This is a genomic window from Sphaerotilus sp. (genome assembly GCF_041083715.1).
GTDB lineage: Bacteria > Pseudomonadota > Gammaproteobacteria > Burkholderiales > Burkholderiaceae_C > Sphaerotilus.
The window spans coordinates 1-21,755 of the sequence record NZ_JBFPGY010000185.1; the positions used below are offsets into that span (position 1 = coordinate 1).

21 protein-coding genes and 1 tRNA gene are annotated in these 21,755 nt (G+C 67.4%); 11 read left to right on the plus strand and 11 right to left on the minus strand.

Annotated features, from left to right (window positions below; translation table 11 throughout):
- Positions 1–191: hypothetical protein (locus AB3X43_RS08150; RefSeq protein WP_369429345.1), on the minus strand; the 191-nt coding region annotated here is incomplete at its 3' end.
- On the opposite strand from AB3X43_RS08150, the gene AB3X43_RS08155 reads away from it, so the two are divergent.
- The 5 genes from AB3X43_RS08155 to AB3X43_RS08175 all read left to right on the plus strand — a co-directional run bounded on the left by AB3X43_RS08155 (position 133) and on the right by AB3X43_RS08175 (position 7,447).
- Positions 133–774 carry an XrtA/PEP-CTERM system exopolysaccharide export protein gene (locus AB3X43_RS08155; RefSeq protein WP_473965086.1) on the plus strand — a complete coding sequence of 214 codons (642 nt, stop codon included), beginning with the start codon at positions 133–135 and terminating at the stop codon, positions 772–774. The two genes, AB3X43_RS08150 and AB3X43_RS08155, sit on opposite strands and share 59 nt — an antisense overlap.
- Before the next feature lie 84 nt (positions 775–858).
- Positions 859–2,409, plus strand: a complete 1,551-nt coding sequence (locus tag AB3X43_RS08160; RefSeq protein WP_369429347.1) for an XrtA system polysaccharide chain length determinant — start codon at positions 859–861, stop codon at positions 2,407–2,409.
- A gap of 17 nt (positions 2,410–2,426) precedes the next feature.
- Complete coding sequence (locus AB3X43_RS08165; protein ID WP_369429348.1) at positions 2,427–3,422, plus strand: XrtA-associated tyrosine autokinase; 996 nt, start codon at positions 2,427–2,429, stop codon at positions 3,420–3,422.
- 1 nt (position 3,423) lies between these two features.
- The gene (locus tag AB3X43_RS08170; protein ID WP_369429349.1) at positions 3,424–4,959 is read left to right on the plus strand and encodes a TIGR03016 family PEP-CTERM system-associated outer membrane protein; all 1,536 of its coding nucleotides are present in this window, start codon (positions 3,424–3,426) and stop codon (positions 4,957–4,959) included.
- Between the two features lie 10 nt (positions 4,960–4,969).
- Positions 4,970–7,447, plus strand: coding sequence for an XrtA/PEP-CTERM system-associated ATPase (locus tag AB3X43_RS08175; protein ID WP_369429350.1), 2,478 nt, complete (start codon positions 4,970–4,972; stop codon positions 7,445–7,447).
- A gap of 15 nt (positions 7,448–7,462) precedes the next feature.
- Here AB3X43_RS08175 and ftsY read toward each other — a convergent pair whose 3' ends face one another.
- A complete protein-coding gene (ftsY, locus tag AB3X43_RS08180; RefSeq protein ID WP_369429351.1) occupies positions 7,463–8,539 on the minus strand; it encodes a signal recognition particle-docking protein FtsY in 1,077 nt (358 codons plus the stop codon).
- A gap of 123 nt (positions 8,540–8,662) precedes the next feature.
- Here ftsY and rsmD point away from each other — a divergent pair, with 123 nt between their 5' ends.
- The 3 genes from rsmD to AB3X43_RS08195 are packed head-to-tail and all read left to right on the plus strand — an operon-like array spanning position 8,663 to position 10,150.
- Positions 8,663–9,310, plus strand: coding sequence for a 16S rRNA (guanine(966)-N(2))-methyltransferase RsmD (gene rsmD / locus AB3X43_RS08185; protein ID WP_369429352.1), 648 nt, complete (start codon positions 8,663–8,665; stop codon positions 9,308–9,310).
- Between the two features lie 54 nt (positions 9,311–9,364).
- On the plus strand, positions 9,365–9,865 hold the full coding sequence (coaD, locus tag AB3X43_RS08190; RefSeq protein ID WP_473965087.1) for a pantetheine-phosphate adenylyltransferase: 501 nt from the start codon (positions 9,365–9,367) through the stop codon (positions 9,863–9,865).
- Between the two features lie 12 nt (positions 9,866–9,877).
- Positions 9,878–10,150: a YfhL family 4Fe-4S dicluster ferredoxin gene (locus AB3X43_RS08195; protein ID WP_369429353.1), complete on the plus strand. Its 273-nt coding sequence runs from the start codon at positions 9,878–9,880 to the stop codon at positions 10,148–10,150.
- A gap of 6 nt (positions 10,151–10,156) precedes the next feature.
- Here the strand turns inward: AB3X43_RS08195 and pth are convergent, their stop codons facing one another.
- The 7 genes from pth to AB3X43_RS08230 all read right to left on the minus strand — a co-directional run bounded on the left by pth (position 10,157) and on the right by AB3X43_RS08230 (position 16,066).
- Positions 10,157–10,786, minus strand: coding sequence for an aminoacyl-tRNA hydrolase (pth, locus tag AB3X43_RS08200; RefSeq protein WP_369429354.1), 630 nt, complete (start codon positions 10,784–10,786; stop codon positions 10,157–10,159).
- A 96-nt stretch (positions 10,787–10,882) separates the two neighbouring features.
- Positions 10,883–11,503, minus strand: a complete 621-nt coding sequence (locus tag AB3X43_RS08205; RefSeq protein WP_369429355.1) for a 50S ribosomal protein L25/general stress protein Ctc — start codon at positions 11,501–11,503, stop codon at positions 10,883–10,885.
- A gap of 55 nt (positions 11,504–11,558) precedes the next feature.
- The gene (locus AB3X43_RS08210) at positions 11,559–12,521 is read right to left on the minus strand and encodes a ribose-phosphate pyrophosphokinase (RefSeq protein ID WP_369429356.1); all 963 of its coding nucleotides are present in this window, start codon (positions 12,519–12,521) and stop codon (positions 11,559–11,561) included.
- Between the two features lie 82 nt (positions 12,522–12,603).
- Positions 12,604–12,680 (minus strand) — tRNA-Gln (locus AB3X43_RS08215).
- A 40-nt stretch (positions 12,681–12,720) separates the two neighbouring features.
- Positions 12,721–13,605: a 4-(cytidine 5'-diphospho)-2-C-methyl-D-erythritol kinase gene (ispE, locus tag AB3X43_RS08220; RefSeq protein ID WP_369429357.1), complete on the minus strand. Its 885-nt coding sequence runs from the start codon at positions 13,603–13,605 to the stop codon at positions 12,721–12,723.
- A 26-nt stretch (positions 13,606–13,631) separates the two neighbouring features.
- Positions 13,632–14,177 carry an outer membrane lipoprotein LolB gene (locus AB3X43_RS08225; protein WP_369429358.1) on the minus strand — a complete coding sequence of 182 codons (546 nt, stop codon included), beginning with the start codon at positions 14,175–14,177 and terminating at the stop codon, positions 13,632–13,634.
- Positions 14,174–16,066, minus strand: a complete 1,893-nt coding sequence (locus tag AB3X43_RS08230; protein WP_369429359.1) for a tetratricopeptide repeat protein — start codon at positions 16,064–16,066, stop codon at positions 14,174–14,176. Before AB3X43_RS08230 ends, AB3X43_RS08225 begins: the two co-directional genes overlap by 4 nt.
- A gap of 74 nt (positions 16,067–16,140) precedes the next feature.
- On the opposite strand from AB3X43_RS08230, the gene mutM reads away from it, so the two are divergent.
- From mutM to mutY, 3 genes are read left to right on the plus strand one after another with little or no spacing between them, the layout of a single operon-like run.
- Complete coding sequence (gene mutM / locus AB3X43_RS08235) at positions 16,141–16,980, plus strand: bifunctional DNA-formamidopyrimidine glycosylase/DNA-(apurinic or apyrimidinic site) lyase (protein ID WP_369429360.1); 840 nt, start codon at positions 16,141–16,143, stop codon at positions 16,978–16,980.
- Positions 16,981–17,039: 59 nt separating this feature from the next.
- On the plus strand, positions 17,040–19,121 hold the full coding sequence (locus AB3X43_RS08240) for a dynamin family protein (protein ID WP_369429361.1): 2,082 nt from the start codon (positions 17,040–17,042) through the stop codon (positions 19,119–19,121).
- Positions 19,118–20,152 carry an A/G-specific adenine glycosylase gene (gene mutY, locus AB3X43_RS08245; RefSeq protein ID WP_369429362.1) on the plus strand — a complete coding sequence of 345 codons (1,035 nt, stop codon included), beginning with the start codon at positions 19,118–19,120 and terminating at the stop codon, positions 20,150–20,152. Before AB3X43_RS08240 ends, mutY begins: the two co-directional genes overlap by 4 nt.
- Here mutY and AB3X43_RS08250 read toward each other — a convergent pair.
- Positions 20,142–20,828 carry an LON peptidase substrate-binding domain-containing protein gene (locus tag AB3X43_RS08250; protein ID WP_369429363.1) on the minus strand — a complete coding sequence of 229 codons (687 nt, stop codon included), beginning with the start codon at positions 20,826–20,828 and terminating at the stop codon, positions 20,142–20,144. The two genes, mutY and AB3X43_RS08250, sit on opposite strands and share 11 nt — an antisense overlap.
- Positions 20,825–21,754 carry an RNase adapter RapZ gene (gene rapZ, locus AB3X43_RS08255; RefSeq protein ID WP_369429364.1) on the minus strand — a complete coding sequence of 310 codons (930 nt, stop codon included), beginning with the start codon at positions 21,752–21,754 and terminating at the stop codon, positions 20,825–20,827. The genes AB3X43_RS08250 and rapZ overlap by 4 nt, the downstream gene beginning before the upstream one ends.
- Position 21,755 lies beyond the last annotated feature (1 nt).

Here is a 21,755-nt window from a genome sequence, read left to right on the forward strand (position 1 = left end):
TTTTGAGTTGCGGGCACGGTCTGCGCGTCGGTGTCGCACAAGATTAAATTTGTAATGAATTGCCGTTGTCCCGCGGTACCATCCGGGACTGTTGCAACGCGGTGCGCTTGCAGACCATTGAGAGGAATTCGCATGAGGATCGAAATGAGCCGTTTCTCGCGGGCAGCGGCCTTGGCCTTGGCGTGTGTCACCGGTGCAGGTGCATTGTCGGGGTGTGGCTTGATGCGCAGCAGCAGTTACCCGCCTGCGCCGCGGTCTGCGGAAACGCTGGACCATCGCTACAAGATCGGTCCTCTCGATACCCTGAATGTCGTGGTGTGGCGCAACCCGGAACTGTCGGCCACCGTGACGGTGCGTCCGGACGGGCGCATCTCCACGCCGCTGGTCGAAGACGTTCTGGCCGCTGGCAAGAATCCGGCGGATCTGTCGCGTGAAATCGAGACGCTGCTGGCCCGGGTGATTCGTGACCCGGTGGTGACTGTGGTCGTGGGCACCTTCCAGGGCGTGTTCAACGACCAGATCCGCATCGTGGGCGAGGCCACCAAGCCGCAGAGCGTGGCGTTCCGGCAGAACATGACGATGCTGGACGTGATGATCCAGGCCGGCGGTCTGACCGACTTCGCGGATGGCAATGGCGCCGTGCTGGTGCGTGGTGCCGAGGCCGGCAAGCAGTACAGCGTGCGCCTGAAGGATCTGCTCAAGCGTGGTGACATCTCGGCCAACGTCGACGTCAAGCCGGGCGACATCATCATCGTGCCGCAAAGCTGGTTCTGATCTCCATCGCTCTCTGATACGCCGCTGATCGGTCACTCAGAGCCGGTCAGCCCTGAACCCAAGAATTACAGGTAGACGGCCGGTATGAATGAATTCACCCGACAGGCTGCGATATTGGCTGGCAGTGTCTGGCAACATCGCTGGATGGCTGTGGCAGTGGCCTGGATCGTGGCGCTCGCTGGCGCGCTGGTCGTGTGGGTCGTTCCCGAGCGGCACGAGGCCCGTGCCCGGGTCTACGTGGACACGCAGACGGTGCTGCGCCCGATGATGGTCGGACTCGCCTTCCAGCCCGACATCGACCAGCAGGTGCGCATGCTGGGGCGCACGCTGATCTCTCGCCCCAACGTCGAGCGCCTGGTCAACAACCCGGCCATCGGACTCGAAAAGCTGGAGCCGGGTCAGCTGGATGCCCAGATCGAATCCCTGATGAAGTCCATCAAGGTCGAGCTGACCGGTGGCAACAACCTCTACGCCATCAGCTACCGCGACCAGGATCCTGTGCGTGCCCGCAAGCTGGTGGAGGTGCTGGTCGGCATGTTCATGGAGTCCGGTCTGGACACCAAGCGCAAGGATTCGGCCGAAGCCAGTCGCTTCATCGACGAGCAGATCAAGCAGTACGAGGGCAAGCTGACCGAGGCCGAGAACCGCCTCAAGGACTTCAAGCTCAAGAACATGAGCGTAGCCGCGACCACGAACCAAGACTACTTTGCACGGATCCAGACGCTGACGGACGACGTCAATCGCCTGCGTGTGCAGTTGGGCGCCGCCGAGCAGTCGCGTGACGCCACTCGCCGTGAACTGGGCAACGAGGAGCCGAACCTGCCGGTGGCGGCTGCATCGGCCGTATCGTTCACGCCGGATCTCGACAGCCGCATCGAGACCCAGAAGCGTCAACTGGACGAGATGCTCCGCCGCTACACGGAAGAGCATCCTGATGTTCTGACGACACGCCGCATCATTGCGCAGCTGGAAGACCAGCGCCGTCGAGAGATGGATGCGCTCAAGAGTGGCAACAGCAGTGCGGCGCGCCGGGCGGCGGCCGCGACCAATCCCGTGTTCCAGCGGCTGCGTCTGAATCTGGCCGACGCCGAGGCCAATGTGGCGTCGCTGCGCTCCCAGCTCGGCAACCAGCAGGCTCGCCTGGAAGAAATCCGTGCCCAGGCGAACAAGGTGCCTCAAGCCGAAGCCGAACTCGTGCAGCTCAACCGCGACTACGAGATCATGCGCCGCAACTACGACCAGCTGGTGCAGCGCCGGGAGGCCGCTTCGCTGGGCGTGAAGATCGACCAGACGTCGTCGATGGCCGATTTCCGTCTGATCGAGCCGCCGCGTGTGCTGCCATCGCCGGTGTTTCCGAGCCGCATCCAGCTCGCCCTCGGCGTGATGCTGCTGTCGGTGGTCGCCGGGATTGCCACGGCCTACGCGCAGACGCTGCTGAATCCGGTCTTCTCTAGCGAACGTGAGCTGCGTGAGTTCACCAAGCGCCCCGTGCTGGGCAGCCTTCTGAAGGTGGATGATCCGCGGGACCGTGATCTGGATCGCCAGGACCGACTCAAGCTCGCGGGTGTGATGAGTCTGTTCGTCCTCGCGAATGTGGGATGGGTGGCCTGGATCTCCTTGCGTTCGGCCAGTTAAGGAATAGGTGCCCCCTGATGAACACCATCGAGCAAGCCGCCAAGCGGTTAGCAGAACTCAAACGTGCCGGATTCGATGTTCCGGTTCCAGAGATACCGGGTGTCGCGGCCACGTCGCCTGCACCTGTCGAAGCCCCTGCTGCGGCTGCACCGACGCCATTGCCGGAGCCCGCCGCGGGCATGGTCGACACCAAGATCGCGGCCGTCAAGCCGGTGGTCCGTTCGTCTTCGGCCGTCGTGGCGGCTGCGCGCAACGGCGTGGTCGAGGCGCTGACGTCCTCGGGACGCCGGTCGCGCGAGGTGGAACTCGATCTGGCGCGGCTGGAACGCGAAGGCTATCTGGTGCCCGCACAAGCCCGGTCGCAATTGGCCGAGCAGATGCGCATCATCAAGCGTCCGCTGCTGGCCAATGCCCGTGGCGAATCGGCGCAGGCGCTCAGCCGGCCGAACCTGATCCAGGTGGTCAGTGCGATGCCTGGCGAGGGCAAGACCTTCTTTGCCATCAATCTGGCGATGAGTATCGCCATGGAAGTCGATCTGTCCGTGCTGCTGGTGGATGCGGATGTGCTGCGTCCGTCCGTGCTGGCGCGCTGCGGGATCGAGCCAGCCCGTGGCCTGATGGATGTGCTGCAGTCGCCGAGCATCGAGTTGCACGACGTGATGTTGCGGACCAACGTTGCCAAGCTGAGCATCCTGCCCGCGGGCACGGCCAACGCCCAGTCCACCGAACTGCTGGCCAGCGGCGCGATGGAGGCGCTGCTGGATGAGCTGGCCTCGAAGTTCTCGGACCGCATCGTCGTCTTCGATGCTCCTCCGCTGATTCCCACGACCGAATCCCGTGTCCTGGCCTCGCGGGTCGGGCAGGTGGTCATGGTGGTCGAGGCTGGCAAGACCACGCATGCCCAGGTCTCGCAGGCCTATGCTGCCGTGGAGCAGTGCCCTGTGGTGCTGTCGGTGCTGAATCGCGCACGTGGCAAATCGGGCGAGGCTTATGGCTATTACTACGCCACTTGAAATGGTGCGCACGGGCGTGTCGGCGGCCGTGCTGCTGCTGGCCGGCTGGACTGTTCACGGCAGTGTGCAGGCACAGGCCTGGCATGTCGTCCCGGCCGTCAAGGCCACTGCAACGGCGTCCAGCAATGTCGGCCTGCAGGCGTCGGGTGCCGCGACCATGGACACGGTGCTCACCGTCACGCCCCAGGTTCAGCTGCTCGGCACCAGCCCCGACTACCGGTTGACCGGCACACTGGCGGCCGACATGGTGCAGTATCTGGGCCGGAGCCGGGCGGACCGCGTCCTGCCGCGCGGGCAGGTCGTGCTCAACAGCCGCCTCGTCGATCGGCTGTTCTTCGTGGATGCCGAGCTGGGCGCGGACACCACGTCGTCCACCCCGTTCGATCTGCTCAGCGACGGCGCCACGTTCTACAACGTCGGCACCGTCACCCGAGAGCGGATCAGCCCCTATCTGGACCGCGAGCTGTCGCCTTCGTCGCGCATCACCGCACGCAGCGATCTGGTTCTGACCCAGGGCCGCGGCACGGTCGCGGCCGCCGCCGCTGCGCTCAACAACAACGCCGATGCGCTGGTGCAGACGCACACCGCGCGCTACGACCTGAAGCCCGAACCGGCTGGCCTGCGCGGCGAAGTGAACTACCAGAACACCCGCTACAACGACAGCACGGCGGGTGGCCTGACGCTGCAGACCGCCCGCCTGTCGGCGCTGTATGCGCTGGATCCGACACTGACGCTCGGTGTGACGGGCGGCCGTGATGCCGCGCGCTACACCACCAACGACGTCAGCGAAATGCTGCGCGGTGTCTCGTTGCGCTGGGCGCCGACCGAGCGCACGCTGCTGGACGCCCTGATCGAAAAGCGGTTCTTCGGCAATGGCTGGACGGTCAACTTCACGCACCGCTCGCCGTTCATGGCCGTCTCCGCGGGGCTGGTTCGCCAGGCAACCACCTATGCCGCCCGTCTGGGTGTGCTGCAGGCCGGTGGTGATGTGGCGACCTTGGTCGACTCCATCCTGCAGACCCGCATCCAGGACCCGGCGCTGCGCCAGATCGCTGTCCAGGATCTGATCGCCAAGCGGGGCCTGCCGAACACACTGACCGGTCCGGTTGACCTGTTCTCCCGCACGGTCCAGTTGCAGCAAGGGGCCAACGTCACGCTGGCCATGCTGGGTGTGCGGCACACCGTCACCTTCCGCCTGTTCCAGACCCGCACGGAGGATTTGCGTGGTCCGACCGAGGACAGCGTCATCGGACTCGCCAGCGATGCCACGCAACGCGGTGCCACCCTCGGGGTGTCGCGCCGCCTGACGCCGGAAACCACGGCCGACCTGACCTTCACCCACACCAAGACCGACGGTCTGGGCCCGAACGTGGCGCTGCATTCGAGCAATTCGATTGTTCGTCTCGGGGCCACGCACAGCCTGTCGCCCCGGACCACGCTGAGTGGCGCCGTGCGCCACCAGACGGGTTCGTCCACGCTCATCGGTGTCAATGCGACGGAATCTGCCGTCTCTGTCGGCATGTTGCACCGGTTCTGACGGTCACACGATGTACGAATCAGCCTTCGGTTTCAGCGGTCCCCCGTTCCAGCTCAATCCTGATCCGGCCTTCTACTTCAACAGCCGCGGCCACGGTCGGGCGCTGGCCTACCTGCAATACGGGGTCGCACAGGGCGAAGGCTTCATCGTCATCACCGGCGAGATCGGCGCAGGCAAGACCACGCTGGTGCGGATGCTGCTCGACGGGTTGGATCGGCAGAAGGTGCTGCCCGCGCAGATCGTCAGCACGCAGCTGGAGTCGGGTGAGCTGCTGCAGTCGATCATCACGGCCTTTGGCATCCCCTCGCAGAACAACACGTCCAAGGCGCACCTGATCGCCACGCTCGAAGCCTTCCTGACGGCACTCGCCGCACAGGGTCGGCATGCGCTGCTGGTGGTCGACGAGGCGCAGAACCTCGAACCGCGCGCAGTCGAGGAACTGCGCATGCTGTCGAACTTCCAGCTCGGCAACCATTCGCTGCTGCAGAGTTTCCTGGTTGGCCAACCGGAACTGCGCCGCCTGCTCGAATCGCCGTCGATGGAGCAGTTGCGCCAGCGCGTGACCGCGTCGTGCCACCTCGGGCCGCTGAGTCTGGAAGAAACGCAGGCCTACATCGAGCACCGACTGCGCCGCGTGGGCTGGACCCAGCGTCCGGCATTCGGTGCCGGTGCCTTCGAGAGCCTGTACCAGTGGTCGGGTGGTGTGCCGCGCCGACTCAACCGGCTGGCCAACCGCGTGCTGCTGGCGGCATTTCTGGATGGGGCGGAAGATATTTCGGCCGATCTGATCCAGCGCACGGCCGGTGAGCTGCGGGCCGAGATCGGTGAAGGTGGTCTGGAGGTGCCAGTCACGGCGGCTGTCGAGGCCGCACCTCCTGTTTCCGTCCCTCCGACACCTGCACCTGTTGCACCTGCACCTGTTGCACCTGCACCTGCACCTGCCTCCCCCCCTGTATCCGCTGCAGTGCAGGAACCGGTGCTGACCTTCATCGAATCGCCATCCCCGACGCCACCCGATGCGCCGGAGCCGCAACCCGTGGCACCGATGGCTGCCGAGTTGTCCGAGGTCGCCGCGGCCGACGATGTGGCGGCAGAAGAGGCGGAGGCCGCCTTGCCCACCGAGGTGGCCATCGAACTCGACGTGCAGTCGCAGGCTGCCTTGATGGCACCCCGCCTGCGCTCGGTGTCGGATGCCGCGGTGAAGGCCGCACGCGTCCATGCCGCAGGCCGGCTGGCGCAGCGCGACAGCCGTGACAAGGTGTTCTGTCTGGCCGACAGCACCAGTGCCGCGCTGAAGTTCGCCGCACTCGCCCAGGCGATGGCCGAACAGGGTCGCTCGCCGCGCATGATGCTGGTCAGCCTGGGGCCGTTGCCACGGGTGTGGCCGTGGTCTGGCATGGGGCGTGTACTGCCTGCGATGGAGGTCGGGCTCGATCTGGAGTGGTCGGATGCGGACCTGGAGGCTTCGGTCGCCAGGATCACGGAAGGTTTCGGACACTTCGCCGAGGAATACAAGCCACTGGCTGTGCTCAGCCTGGGGGCCAGCGATGCGATGGTGGCTTGCTGCCTCGCGGCTCGGCAGCGGGGTTTGCCGCTGATTCGCCTGGAAGCGGGTGACCGGGTCGCACCATCCCGCCAGGGGCTGAACGCCACGCTGATCGAGCAGATGTCTGATCTGCTGTGCGTGGCCAGTGCACCGTCGCCACTGCAGTCGCTGGCGCGCCAGGGACTGCAGCCGGAGCGCATCGCCTGTGTGCCCGACGACCTGAACACGGATGCCGTGGCGGCCGTCTGGCCCGAGGTGATGACACCAGACCGTGCATTCCTGCGCAACGGCCTGCCGATGTACCTGGGGCCGACGTGGTCGGTGAACGGCGTGACAGGCACCCCGTACGTGCTGGCGGCCTGTTCACTGATGGGCCTGCCGGTCGACCGCGCACAGGCGGTGGTGCAGGCGCTCTCGCAGATCCGTTGCGATGGCAAGGTCATCTGGCTGGTCGATGCACCGACCCAGGCGATGCTGGTCGAGTTGCTGGACGCCGACGCCGCGCTGACCGAGCGCATCTTTGTGGTGCGCAGCGATGGGCAGCGTCGCAGCGATGCGCGCGCGCGCATGGACGCGGCCATGGTGCTCTGCCGGGAGGTGTCGTCCCTGCCCGAGCAGATCAGTTTGCTGCATGGAGCGCATGGCGCCGTGCTGGACACCGGGCACGCGCTGGGGGATGTGGCGAGCCTGCTCGACGTGCCGTTCGTGAGCGTGGACAGTGCGCAGGGCCAACTCCTGCGCCGCAATGGGCATGGTGCGGTGCTGGACCTGCGTTCGCTGGATGGTGGTGCCTTGAATGCCGTGCTGGCCGATGCCCGCATGGCAGCGGTTGACCACCCGGTTCAGGCCCAGCCGGCGGTCGCATCGGGTGCCGCCGCAGGCATCGCCGAGCGCTTGCTGGCCTGGATCGATGCCCGCCAGCAGGCGGCCATGGTCGCCTGACGCGGCTGCGGCCGCTCAGTTCAGCAGGGCCTGCGCGAACTCGCGCGCGTTGAAGGTCTGCAGGTCTTCGAGCTTCTCGCCGACGCCGATGAAGTAGACCGGCACGACCGGCTTGCCCTGCGCGACCCGCTCGCGGTTCCACAGCGCGATCGCGGCGAGCACGCCACCCTTGGCCGTGCCGTCCAGCTTGGTGACCACCAGCCCGGTCAGCTGGATGGCCTCGTCGAACGCCTTCACCTGGGTCAGTGCGTTCTGGCCGGTGTTGCCATCGACGACCAGGATCACCTCATGCGGCGCGCCTTCCATGGACCGACCGAGCGCGCGGCGGATCTTGCGCAGCTCCTCCATCAGGTGCAACTGCGTGGCCAGGCGCCCCGCGGTGTCCGCGATCACGACATCACAGCCGCGCGCCTTGCCCGCGGTCACGGCGTCGAAACACACCGCAGCAGGGTCGCCGCCTTCCTGGCTGACGATCTCGACGCGGTTGCGGTCCGCCCAGACGGACAGCTGTTCGCGTGCGGCGGCCCGGAAGGTGTCGGCGGCGGCCAGCAGCACCTTGCAGTCCATGCCGGCCAGGTGGCGCGTCATCTTGCCGATGCTGGTGGTCTTGCCCGCGCCGTTGACGCCGGCGACCATCACCACGGTGGGCTGGGTGGCGCCGATCTGCAGGGGCGCTTCCAGTGGCTGCAGCAACTCGGTCAGCACCTCCATGAGCAGCGCCTTGACAGCCGCGGGTTCGGTGCAGCGGGTGTCCTTGACCCGGCGCTTGAGTTCATCGAGCAGGTGCTGCGTGGCACCGACTCCGGCGTCTGCCATGAGCAGCGCGGCTTCCAGCTCCTCGTAGAGCGCGTCGTCGATGCGGGTGCCGGTGAACACCTGGGCGATGCTGGAGCCGGTGCGGGCCAGGCCGGACTTGAGCTTGTTCAGCCAGGACGTGCGGGCAGGCGTGGTGTCCACCACCGCAGCCACGACGTTGGCGCCCGGTTTCGTTGCGGGGAGGGGGCTCGCCGCGGGCGCTTCGGCGGCTGGCGTGGCCGGCGTCTCAGGCGGCGGAGGCGCGGAAAAGAGCTTGCGACGAAGAAAACTGAACATGCGTGTCGATGGTGGCGAAAGCGACCGGCTGGTCGGCCTTGGATTGTAGGCAGCGTGTCTGACGCCTCCCGTCCGCCCGGTGCGGGATGTCTGCATCGCACCACTGAATGGCAGAATCCCCCCGTGTCTACCGCCCCTACCCGACGCGCCTCCGTGCGCAAACCTCCTGCCGATCGTGTGGCTGCCGCCGCACCGGGTGAACTCCGCCTCATCGGCGGACGCTGGAAACGCAGCAAGCTGCCGGTGGCCAACCACCCCGGTCTGCGCCCGACCCCGGACCGTGTGCGCGAGACGCTGTTCAACTGGCTCGGGCAGGACCTGGCCGGCTGGCGGGTGCTCGACGCCTTCGCCGGTACGGGTGCGCTGGGCTTCGAGGCCGCATCGCGTGGTGCCGCCGAGGTGCTGCTGCTGGAACACGACCAGACGCTGGCCATCCACCTCCAGGCGGCATGCACCCGCCTGGGGGCCACGATGGTGCGTGTGGTGCGTGCCGATGCGCTGGGCTGGATGGCGCGCCGCGAGGTGGCCGATCTGGATCTGGTGCTGCTGGATCCACCGTTCAGCGCTGACGTGTTCGATGCGGCGGTGCGCGCTGCGCTGCCATTGCTCACCCCCGAGGGGTGGCTTTATCTGGAAGCGGACCGCGCCTTCGACGAGGCGGCCTGCGCGGCCTGGGGCTGTCGTCTGCACCGCCAGGGCCGCGCCGGCATGGTGCATTTCCATCTGCTGCAGCGCAGTGCGCCACCCGCGCCCGACTACACTGGTGCATGACCCTTGGCCAGTGAGCGCCCCCGTGATACCCGAGACTTCGATCAGGAGCCCGTCTTGAACCCCGTGACCCAGGATCTCACCGCGATCTATCCCGGCACCTTCGACCCGATGACCCTCGGTCACCAGGATCTGATGCGCCGGGGCAGTCGTCTTTTCAGCCGCCTGATCGTGGCGGTGGCGGCCGGGCACCACAAGCGCACGATGTTCAGCGTCGAGGAGCGCCTGGAGATCGCCCAGGAACTGGCGGCTCCCTACCCGAACGTCGAGGTGATCGCTTTCCGTGGCCTGTTGCGCAACTTCGTCATCGAACACGATGGCAAGGTGGTCGTGCGGGGACTGCGCGCCGTCAGCGACTTCGAATACGAGTTCCAGATGGCCGGCATGAACCGCCAGCTCATGCCCGAGGTCGAAACCCTGTTCCTGACACCGAGTGACCAGTACCAGTTCATCAGCGGCACCTTCGTGCGCGAGATCGCGGTGCTGGGGGGCGATGTCTCGAAGTTCGTCGCACCGATGGTGCTGCAGCGCCTGCAGCAGCGCGTTGCGCAAAGCTGAGGACGCGCGACCATGGCGCTGCTCATCACCAGCGAGTGCATCAACTGCGATGTCTGCGAGCCCGAGTGCCCCAACCAGGCGATCTCGATGGGCGAGGAGTTCTACGTCATCGACCCGGAACGGTGCACCGAATGTGTCGGCCATTTCGGCGAACCGCAGTGCGTGCAGGTCTGCCCGGTCGAGTGCATCCCGCTGAACCCGGACCATCTGGAAACGCCCGAGCAACTGCAGGCCAAGTACGAACGCCTGCAACGCACCGCGCTGCCGCGGCTGGTGGTCGGCTGAGCTGGTTCAGTCTGCCGCCGGCTCGGTGGCGGGAGGCTTGGGCGGACGGGGGGGCTTCGGGCGCTGCGGCCCGGCATGCAGCAGCATCATGGCCTTGGTCATGTCGCCGGCCAGCAGGGTGTCCAGCGCCTCCATCGAGCGGTCGATGCAGCCTGCGATGGCCTCTCGCTCCGCCGCTGGCGGCTTGCGCAGCACGAAGTCCGCCACCTCGGCGCGCACGCCAGGATGGCCGATGCCCAGCCGCAGGCGCCAGAACGCGGGCGAGCCGAGCTGGGCCTGGATGTCCTTGAGCCCGTTGTGTCCGGCAGCGCTCCCGCCTTGCTTGAGCTTCATCTGGCCAGGCAGCAGGTCGAGTTCGTCATGGACGACCAGGATCTCTTCCGGCGCGATCTTGAAGAAGCGCGCCAGCGGGGCCACCGACTTGCCGGACAGGTTCATGTAGGTCTGCGGCATGACCAGCCAGACCGGCCCTTCCGGGCGGTTCACTCGCGCCACGAAGCCGTGGTAGGCCCGGTCGGCCTGCAGATGGGCCCCCAGGCGGTGCGCAACTGTGTCGATCCACCAGAAGCCGGCGTTGTGCCGGGTGGACTCGTATTCATGGCCAGGATTACCTAGACCTACCAGCAGACGGATCATGGTTCGGACTCCCTGGGTGGCACCCCTGAACGAGAAAAGCCCCGCCGAGGCGGGGCTTGCGGGCTGCACGCCGTGGCGTGCGTTCCGAGGCAGGAATTACTTCTTGCCCTTCTTGCCCTTGACCGGTGCCGGAGCGACTGCAGCGACGATGACTTCCTCGACGATCGGCACCGCGGTGGCGATGACCGGGTTCTTGAAGCCATGGGTCAGCACCTTGACGCCGTTCGGCAGCGTCAGGTCATTGACATGCAGCGACTTGCCGATGGTCATGCCCGCCAGGTCGACCGTCAGGAACTCCGGCAGCTGCTCGGCCAGGCACTCGATGTGCAGTTCGGCGACCACGTGCGAGATGGTGCACTTCTCGAGCTTGACGGCCGGCGAGTCGGCTTCGTTGATGAAGTGCAGCGGCACCTTCTTGCGCAGGCGGGTGGTGGCGTCCACGCGCTGGAAGTCCGCGTGCAGCACCAGCGGCTTGAACGGGTGCATCTGCAGCGCGCGCAGCACGACCTTGGTGGTCTCGCCGCCGAGTTCCATTTCCAGCACGGACGAATGGAACACTTCCTTCTTCAGCGCGTGGAAGAGAGCGTTGTGATCGAGTTCGATCTGGGCCGGCGTGGTGGTGCCGCCGTAGACGATGGCGGGTACCTTGCCGGCGATGCGCAGGCGGCGGCTCGCTCCGGTCCCCTGCAGCTCGCGCGTGAATGCGACGAATTTCATGTGGTTTCTCCAAAAGAGGAAGGTGCCCGCGACCAGGCACCCTGGGTGATGCAGTTCAGAAGTTGTTGTTCTGCTCTGCGAAGAGGGAGGTCACCGATTCGCCGTCGGAGATGCGACGGATGGTTTCGGCGAACAGGAAGGCCACCGACAGCTGGCGGATCTTCTTGCAGTCCTTGGCCGGACCTTGCAGCGGGATCGTGTTGGTGATCACCACTTCGTCGAGCTTGGAGTTGCTGATGCGCTCCACAGCCGGGCCGGACAGGATCGGGTGCGTGCAGTACGCGAACACGCTCTTGGCACCACGTTCCTTGAGCACCTCGGCTGCCTTCACCAGCGTGCCGGCGGTGTCGATCATGTCGTCCATGATCACGCAGTTGCGCTTGTCGATCTCGCCGATGACGTGCATCACTTCCGACACGTTCGCCTTCGGGCGGCGCTTGTCGATGATGGCCAGGTCGCAGTTGAGCTGCTTGGCCAGCGCACGGGCGCGCACCACGCCACCGACGTCCGGCGACACCACGACCAGATCGTCGTAGCGCTTGCTCTTCAGATCGGTCAGCAGCACCGGCGAGGCGTAGATGTTGTCGACCGGAATATCGAAGAAGCCCTGGATCTGGTCCGCGTGCAGGTCCATGGTCAGCACGCGGTTGACACCGGCGGCTTCGAGCATGTTGGCCACGACCTTGGCGCTGATCGGCACGCGTGTAGAGCGCGGACGACGGTCCTGGCGTGCGTAGCCGTAGTAGGGGATGACGGCGGTGATGCGGCGGGCCGAAGCGCGCTTGAGTGCATCGACCATCAGCAGCAGCTCCATCAGGTGCTCGTTGGTCGGGGCGCAGGTCGGCTGCACCACGAACACGTCACGCGCACGCACGTTCTGCTGGATTTCGATCGTCACTTCGCCGTCGGAGAAGTGGCCCACGGCGGCCTTGCCCAGTTCGATGCCCAGATCGGTGGCGATCTCGCGGGCGAGGACAGGGTTGGCGTTGCCAGTGAAGAGGACTGTATTGGAGAGCATGCTCGGTGCCCGCTGGGGACTTTGACGTGCCATCAAGAAACAAGCGCCTCACCGGAAGCCGGCGGGCGCTTGATGGATGGTTTGGCAGGGGAGGAAGGACTCGAACCCTCGCATGTCGGAATCAAAATCCGATGCCTTGACCAACTTGGCGACTCCCCTACACAGGACACTTCTTGCGAAGCACCCGAAATCTGTTGCTTCAGTCTGTGCACCAATCCAGCAGTGGATGGCGCTCGAGACTGTTGCAGTACCTTGCCTTCCAGTCTGAACCCGGTGTCGCCAAACTCCGGACTCGCTCGACGGATGACCCGCTACTGCTTTCCTGCCGAACTGCATCGCAGGGCGCAAATACTGCACTTCCTGATCCGCTCATTCTGCTGAGCCCGAAATTCTGCTTGAGAATTTCAAGTCCGTCAACAATTTGTGCACTGTGCGCCTTGGCGCTGGCTTGCAAATCGTTTTTTCCGAAGGACTTTGGCTGTGCAAGAAAGACTGCCATTGTTGTTCGCGGAGTATCTCGTGTCAAGAGGGGACTGGAAAATATTGCGGCTGTCGGCACGGCCACCGGGGGCTTGAGGACCGCGTAGGCCGTCGGCGGCAGATCGATCGGCGTGAGTTGCTCGCCAATGCCTTCGACCCAGGCATTGTGTCCACCGATGAAGAAGGGCACATCCGCTCCGAGTGCCAGACCGAGTTCAAGCAGTCGGGTGCGCGGCCAGTGCAGACCCCACAGCCGATTCAGCGCGATCAGCGTGGTGGCCGCATCCGAGCTGCCGCCGCCGAGTCCGGCACCCCACGGCACCTGCTTGTCGATGGCAATGTGCGCACCCAGCGTGGTGCCGCTCGCTGCCTGCAGCGCCCGGGCCGCCCGGGTGCAGAGATCGTCCTCGGGCAGGGCAGGGCCGAGATCCTCCCGGCTGATCTGCCCGTCTGCGCGCCGCTCCACATGCAGCGTGTCGCACCAGTCGATCAGCGTGAAGACCGACTGCAGCAGGTGGTAGCCGTCCGGGCGACGGCCGACGACGTGCAGAAACAGGTTGAGCTTGGCCGGTGCGGGCAGGTCGTACAGAGCGGACAGGGACATGCGCGAACAGTGTGCGGTGCAGTGGTTCAGGGGGTGTCGAGCTTGATGCGCACGGTCAGCGTGGGTGCGGGCAGTCGCCGCTGCGCCACGATCACACCGTCGTCCATGCGGCCGGTCTGGACGTTCCAGCCGAGTTGCCGGAAACCGGTTCCGCCTTCGGTGTCCGACAGCGGACGGCTTGGCAGGGCGTGCCACGGTCGGCCAGCCATCCAGTCGAACAGTGCGGCCAGCGGCACGGACTCGCCCAGCATTTCCTCGGCGAGTGCATCCAGGGTGTCGAAGCGGCGTTCGCCGTCTGCGCTTTGCCACAGCACCGAACCCGGTTGCCAGACGGCGCGGCCGACCTGCGTGCCGATCGGACTGATCAGCGCGAGTTGCCCACGGACATCACTGCCCTGCAGGTCGAAGCCGGCACTGAACGAGCGGGCGTCGTCGCCCTCGACCTTCACAGCCAGCCGGCCGGCGTAGCTGCGGGCCAGCGGATCCGGTGCGGCGGCTGGTGGCGTGACAGTGGCGCAGCCGGCCAGCATCCCCAGCGCCAGGGTCGCGGCGAGCCACTGGCGTCGCTTCACAGGGCCACCTTCAGGCGCCTGATTGTTTCAACCAGCACCTCATTGCCCGCATCGCGCGCGAACGCTTCGCGCCAGACCTGGCGGGCATCGTCCGGCCGGCCCATCGTCCACAGCACCTCACCCAGGTGGGCGCCGATCTCTACATCGGGCCGTTGCCGGTAGGCGTCGCCCAGCAGGCGTGCGGCTTCCTCCGGGTGGCCGAGGCGGAACTCGATCCAGCCCAGGCTGTCGGTGATGAACGGATCTCCAGGCGTGAACGACAGCGCCTTCTCGATCAGCGTGCGGGCTTCGGGCAGGCGAACATTCCGATCGGCCAGGCTGTAGCCGAGTGCGTTGTAGGCGTGCTGCTGGTCGGGCTTGAGCTGGATGACCTGGCGCAGCAGCGCCTCCATCTCGTCGAAGCGCAGCAGTTTCTCGGCCAGCAGAGCCTGTTCGTAGAGCAGATCGGTGTCCTCCGGGATCTGGGCGTTGGCCTGAGCGAGCAGCGTGTAGGCTGCTGTCCATTCCCTGGCGTCGCGCAGCAGTTGGGCTTCGGCCATGAAGCGCGCGCGTTTTTCTTCCGTCGTCCCCGCAGGCAGTTGCTGGAGCAGGGCGCGTGCCTGTGGCAGTTGCCCCTGGCGCATCAACAGCGACGCGCGGCGCTGCAACACGCTGGGCGCGTCGGCTGCGCTCGACCGGCTGGCCAGTTTTTCAAGCCAGTTCAGTGCGCCGGGATAGTCCTTGAGCTGCTCGGCGACTTGCGAAAGCATCAGGTAGGCCTGGGCCAGCTCCTGGTTTTCGCTGCGCTGGAGAACGATCGGAGTCTCGTCGTCCGGCTTGTCCGACGGGTCGTCGTCCTCGCCGGTGCTGGCGATCGGCGGCGTCAGCACGGGTGCAGGCGCTGTTTCCTTGAGCGCCAGAAAATGCTGCAGCGAGGTCTGGGCTGCGGCAGGCTGGCCCAGTTCGATCTGCAGCGCCCCTTGCATCAGCCAGCCAGTGGCCAGTTCAGGCTCGTCCGCGGTGAGCTTGCGGACTGCGGTCAGGGCCTCGCCGTAGCGCTGCGAGGTCGTGAGCCGCCGGACATAGGCTGCGCGCACGGCCCCTGCAGGTTTCGGGGTGGCCAGATAGTCGGTGACGAGCACTTCGGCCTGTGGGGTGTCCTTCATCAGCTCGAGCGCAATGAGTGCGGTGGGCTGGTCGCTGCGATCGATGTCATGGGCCTCGCGTGCCAGCACGAGGCTGCGGTCGCGGTTGCCTGCGGTGAGCCATGCGCCGGACGCCGCTGCCAGGGCCGCCAGCCGGGTGGCTGGTTTGGCACGCCAGGGCTTGAGCGCGTCATCGATGGCCTGTGCAGCGTCTGCGGGCTTCTCTCCACTGAGCACCAGACGCGGCAGGCTGGCGATGGCCCCGGACTGCTCGGCCACCGGCGTCAGTTCGAGGAAGGTGTGCAGGGGCTCCCGGGCGTCCTGGTAGCGGCCGAGCGCCATCAGCATCTGGGTCTCGATTTCGGCGGCATCGCGGGATTTCGGCAGGTTCAGTCGCCAGGCCTTGAGGGCCTCGACCGCCTGCTCGCCCGCACGCGCACCGATGGCAATGTCGACCGCGCGCCGGAACAGCGCCTCCTCCCGCCCGCGCTTGGCCGCTTCGAGCATCACCTGGAACGCCAGGCCGGCGTCTCCCTGGCGCAGTTCCAGTTCGCTGACCAGCAGCTGGTAGAACATCACGCCGTCCATCGCCGACCGGCTGACCGCCTCGGTGGCTGGCGGCGTTGCAGGTTTCGTGGCCTGGGCCATGCCCAGCGCGGGATTCAGTCCGAGTGCGATCAGCAACGCGAGCCATCGCCGGGCAGGGCGGCGGGCAGACCGGGCGTGGCCTGCGCGGATGGGGCATGCGGCGAAGTGCTGTGGCATCGAGATGGGCTCCGTGGTGCAGGCCATTCTAGGCGGGCGCCGGGCAGGTGTTCGGGCGCTCCGATAATGCCGCCATGCCCGAGTTGCCTGAAGTCGAAATCACCCGCCTGAGCCTGACGCATCGGATCGAGGGCGCGCGCGTGCGTTCCGCCAGACTGGGCAAGCCGCTGCGCTGGCCGCTGGGCGTTGCGCCGCAGGCGCTCGCCGGGCGGACCGTCGGGCCGCTGACGCGCCGTGGCAAGTACCTGTGGATGCCCCTCGATCCGGCGCCAGGCACGGTCCTGGAGCCGGGGGGTGTGCTGCTGCACCTCGGGATGTCGGGATCGCTGCGTTTCGAGGAGACCTTGCCGCCGCCAGGGCCGCACGACCATTTCGAGCTGGACACCGACCGTGGCCTGCTGCGGCTGACCGATCCGCGCCGTTTCGGCGCCGTGGTCTGGTCCGAAGGGCTGGACCGCATGCCGGCTTCGACCCTGCTGGCGCGTCTGGGCGTCGAGCCGCTGGAGCGGGCGTTTTCCGCTTCGGTGCTGCAGGAGGCGCTGCGCGGGCGGCGCGTCGCGATCAAGCAGGCGCTGCTGGCGGGCGATGTGGTGGTCGGCGTGGGCAACATCTACTGCTCCGAAGCGTTGTTCGAGGCCGGCATTGATCCGCAGACCCCCGCGCAGCAGCTGGGCCCCGAACGCTGCGAGCGTCTGGTGATGGCCGTGCAGGACGTTCTGCGCCGCGCGCTGGCCGCGGGAGGCTCGACGCTGCGCGATTTCCGCGATGCGCACGGCATGGGTGGGGCCTTCCAGTCGCAGGCCCGCGTCTACGGCCGGGCCGGTCTGCCCTGTCTGCGCTGTGCCACGCCAATCCGCCGCATCGTGCAAGGACAACGGGCGACCTATTTCTGTCCGGTCTGCCAGCCTTCCTGAGACAGGCGCTGCGCTACCATGGCCGTTGACCTTTTGCGGACGCAGGCAACGGCACAGCGATGAGCGAGCACTCCCACGATCTGAACAGCACCCCGCCGACTCCCGTCGAATCCGTGCTCGCCGAAGCGAGCAGCGGTTCGGTCCAGGAGCCGTTTGTCCGCAGCCTCGATGCGCTCGGGGTCTGGCGTGTCACGCTGGAAGAGCGGGTGCGCGATCTGGTGCGCTTCCTGCGCGAACAGAGTCTGCTGGACGAAGGGGCGGGCGACCTGCTCGACTCGCTGCGCCAGCGGCTGGCGAGCGAAAAGCTCGTGGTGGCCTTTGTCGCCGAGTTCTCGCGCGGCAAGTCCGAGCTGATCAATGCCATCTTCTTCGCCGACGCCGGCCGGCGCATCATGCCGGCCTCGCCGGGGCGCACGACGATGTGCCCGGTCGAGCTGGGCTGGGACCCCGAGGATCCACCGGGCCTGTCGCTGCTGCCGATCGAGACGCGGCTCGACGGTGCCTCGCTGGCCGAGCTGCGCGGACAGCCGCGGCTCTGGCGCCGCGAGCCCATCGATGTGTCCGACCCGGCGTCGTTTGCCCATGCGCTCAATGCCGTCAAGGGCGTGCGGGCCGCCACGGTCGACGAGGCCCGCCAGCTCGGCTTCTGGGACGACGAGCAACCGGCCGACAACCCGCCGATGCTCGACGACGGCCAGGTCGAGATCCCGTTGTGGCGCCACGCGGTCATCAACGTGCCGCACCCGCTGCTCAAGCGCGGGCTGGTCGTGCTCGACACCCCGGGCCTGAACGCGATCGGCGCCGAGCCGGAGCTGACGGTGGGCCTGCTGCCGAGCGCGCACGTCGTCGTGTTCGTGCTGGGCGCGGACACGGGCGTGACCAAGTCCGATCTGGAGATCTGGCGCGACCACCTCGCCTCGCAGTCCCTGACCCGCTACGTCGTGCTGAACAAGATCGACGCGCTGGTCGATCCGCTGTCGTCCACCGAAGAGAACGAGGCGCAGATCACCCAGCAGTGCGTGCAGGTGTCGCGCACGCTGGAGATGCCGATGGGGCGGGTGTTTCCGCTGTCGGCCCGGCAGGCGCTGGAGGCGCGGGTCGAGGGCAATGCGCAGCTGCTGGCCGACAGCCGCCTGCTGGCGCTGGAGCAGGCGCTGGCGCAGCAGCTGCTGCCGCAGCGCCGCGCGGTGTTCGAGCAGCTCACGCTGGAAGCGCTGGCGGTGGTGCAGCAGCAGACCTCGCGCAACCTCACCGACCTGCGCCGCCACCTGACCGATCAGCTGCACGAGCTGCGCGGCCTGCGTGGCCGCAACAGCGGCAAGGTGGCGCTCATGCTGCAGCGGGTCGGTGCCGAGACGGTCGAGTTCGAGCGCTGCACGACGCAGATCCAGGCGCTGCGCACGGTGCATTCACGCACGCTGCGCAGCGTGCTGAACGGCGTGTCGGGCGAGCCGCTGCGCACGCTGGTGGACGGCATGGTCCGCTCGATCCGCGAGTCCTTCCTCAAGCTGGGTGCGCGGCGCTCCTTCGTGCAGCTCTTCGCGGACCTGCGGCTGGCGCTCGACACCGCGCAGAAGGATGCGCAGGACCTGCGCGACCTGCTCGCCGGCTCGTTTGCCCGCCTCAATGCCGAATATGGCTTCAGCCTGGCCACGCCGTCGGCGCCGGAGCTGTCGCGCTTTCGCGATGACCTGGCGCTGATCGAGCGCAACTACGTGCAGTACCTCGGACTGAGCCAGGCGATGCGGCTGGCGCAACCGCGGTTCCTGGAGCAGTTCCGCCGCATGCTGATGTCGCGGCTGCGCGTGGTGTTCGAGAGCGCCGCCAGCGAGATCGAACTGTGGAGCCGCACGACCTCGGCGCAGGTGGACGCGCAGTTGCGCGAGCGCCGCAAGGCCTTCAAGCGCCGGCGCGAGTCGCTGGAGCGCATCCGCACCGCGGCCAGCGATCTGGAGGCGCGTCTGCTGGAAATCGAAGCGCAGGACCAGCGGCTGGCCTCGATCGAGGTGCGGCTGCACGCGCTGTTCGAGCGCAGCCGCCGCGCTGCCACCCGCCATGAGATGGGGCTGGCCAGCGATTTCGGGCCGTTCCAGTCGTCCATGCCAGCGGCCTTGCCCGCGTCCGCTGCGACATCGACATGAGCCACCTCGCCGACGCGCTGGTCGCCTGGCAGCGCACCCACGGCCGCCACGCGCTGCCGTGGCAGAACACCCGCGATCCCTACCGCGTCTGGCTGTCGGAGATCATGCTGCAGCAGACGCAGGTGGCTGCGGTGCTGCGCTACTACGAGCGCTTCCTGGCGCGATTCCCCGATGTGGCTGCGCTGGCCGCGGCGCCGCTGGACGATGTGCTGGCGCTGTGGAGCGGCCTGGGCTACTACAGCCGCGCCCGCAATCTGCACCGCTGTGCGCAGACCGTGGTGGCCGCGCACGGCGGTGTGTTTCCGCCGAGTGCCGCGGTGCTGGCCGAGCTGCCCGGCATCGGGCGCTCGACTGCGGCGGCGATCGCAGCGTTCTGTCACGAGGAGCGCGTGTCCATCCTCGACGGCAATGTCAAGCGCGTGCTGACCCGCGTGCTGGCCTTCGACGGGGACCTGGCCCAGCAGGCGCAGGAGCGCCTCCTGTGGCAGCGCGCCACCGAGCTGCTGCCCGCCGACCGCACCGACATGCCGGCCTACACGCAGGGTCTGATGGACCTCGGGGCCACCGTCTGCGCGTTGCGCCAGCCGGATTGCCTGATCTGCCCGCTGTCGGGGCGGTGTGCCGCGCGTGCATCGGGTCGGATGACCGACTACCCGGTGCGCACCCGCAAGCTCAAGCGCTCGCGCCGCGAGAACTGGTGTCTCTGGCTGCAGACTGCCGATGCGGTGTGGCTGCAGCAGCGCCCGGACAGCGGCATCTGGGCCGGGCTGTGGTCGCTGCCGATGTTCGACGATGCCGACGCGCTCCAGGCGGCGACGGGCCGTGCGGGTGTGCGTGTGGTGGCGCTGCCCGGCTTCGTCCATGTGCTGACCCACCTCGACTGGACGCTGCACCCGCGCCGGCTCGACCTGGGCACCCCCGAGGCGGACGTCGTGGCGGCGGGGTTGGGCCAAGGGCGCTGGTGGCCGCTGGACCAGCTCGACCGCATCGGACTGCCGGCGCCGGTCAGCCGGCTGCTGCTCAGTCGCTGACGATGCCGTGGCGGCGCAGGAAGCCGTCCACCAGCTGCAGCCGCGCGTGCGGGTCCGGCAGCATCATCAGCTTGTGGCGTGTGGGCAGGGGGATCGGCAGGATCTCGCACCAGCGGTTGGCCACCCAGCCCGCATCGTCCAGCGCGTGCGGGGCGAGGAAGGGCGCCTGGTCGCGCATCTGCAGGGTGTCGATGGCCCGCTGCAGGGCGGTGACGCTGGCCTGGAAGTCGGGCCGCGGCGGCTCGACCGGGTCGGCGGCCTGCAGCACGGCGTCCGCACGCCACAGGCCGTCGGGCGCCTGGTGCACCTGCGACACCGTGAAACGCTGCAGACCGCGGCAGCGGATCTGCAGGATGCCCGTCTGCGGGCTGTCGCAGTCGATCACTTCGGCCAGGCAGCCCTCGTGCTCGAAGCGGACCGGCTCGCCCGCCGTGTGCACCTCCGCGCCCTGGCGCAGGGCCACGACGCCGAAGGGTGCGCCGCTGCGCAGACAGTGCGTGACCAGATCGAGGTAGCGTGCCTCGAAGATCTTCAGCGCCAGCAAGCCCTGTGGAAACAGCACCGTGCCGAGCGGAAACAGCGGCAGGTGCGGCAGCAGATCACCGAACGCCCCGCGCACGGGCGCCTCTGCACTGGTGCTGCGCACCGGTCGGCCGGGGTCGTGCGGCTCGGTCATGGTTGTGCCGCGGCCTCGCGGGCCTCGATCTCGCGGTGCCGGATCAGGGTGGGGATGCGCTCGCGGAAGCGCGCGGCGAGCTGCTCGGCCGAGTACACCGAGCGGTGCTGCCCGCCGGTACAGCCGATCGCCACCGTCAGGTAGCTGCGCTGGTCCTGCTCGTAGGCGGGCAGCCAGCGCGCCAGGAAGCCCTCGATCTGCGCCAGCATCTCGGCGACTTCGGGCTGGGCGCGCAGGAAGTCGATCACGCCGGCGTCGCGGCCATTCAGCGCGCGCAACTCGCGCACGTAATGCGGATTCGGCAGCACACGCAGGTCGAACACCAGATCCGCGTCCCGCGGCACGCCGTGCTTGAACGCGAACGACTCGAACACCAGCGTCAGCGACGAGTGTGCCGCGCCGACCAGCTGGCGCACCCACGAGCGCAGTTGCGTCGGGCGCAGGTCGCTGGTGTCGATCACGGTGCTGATCTCGCGCAGCAGGCTGAGCATCTCGCGCTCGCGCTCGATGGCCTCGCCCAGCGCCGTGCGGGACAGGCCGTTGTCGTCGTCCTCGGCCGACAGTGGGTGGCGGCGGCGCGTTTCGGAAAAGCGGCGCACCAGCGTCTCGGTGCGCGAATCCAGAAAGATCGGCAGGACCGGCGTGCCTTCGCTGCGCAGCGCGTCGATCACCGGCAGCAGCTTGGGCAGCGACGAGGCCGTGCGCACATCGGCTGCGATGGCCAGGCGGCGGCTCGGAAACTTGCGCTCCAGCCGGATGAAGTCGTGCAGCAGCTCCGGTGGCAGGTTGTCCACGCAGAAGTAGCCTGCATCTTCGAGTGCATTGAGCGCCACGGACTTGCCGGAGCCGGAAATGCCTGAAATCAGAACCACGGGCTGGATCTTCTCCAGTACCGGGGCGGCCGGGCTGCTGTCGTTGTTGTGCATG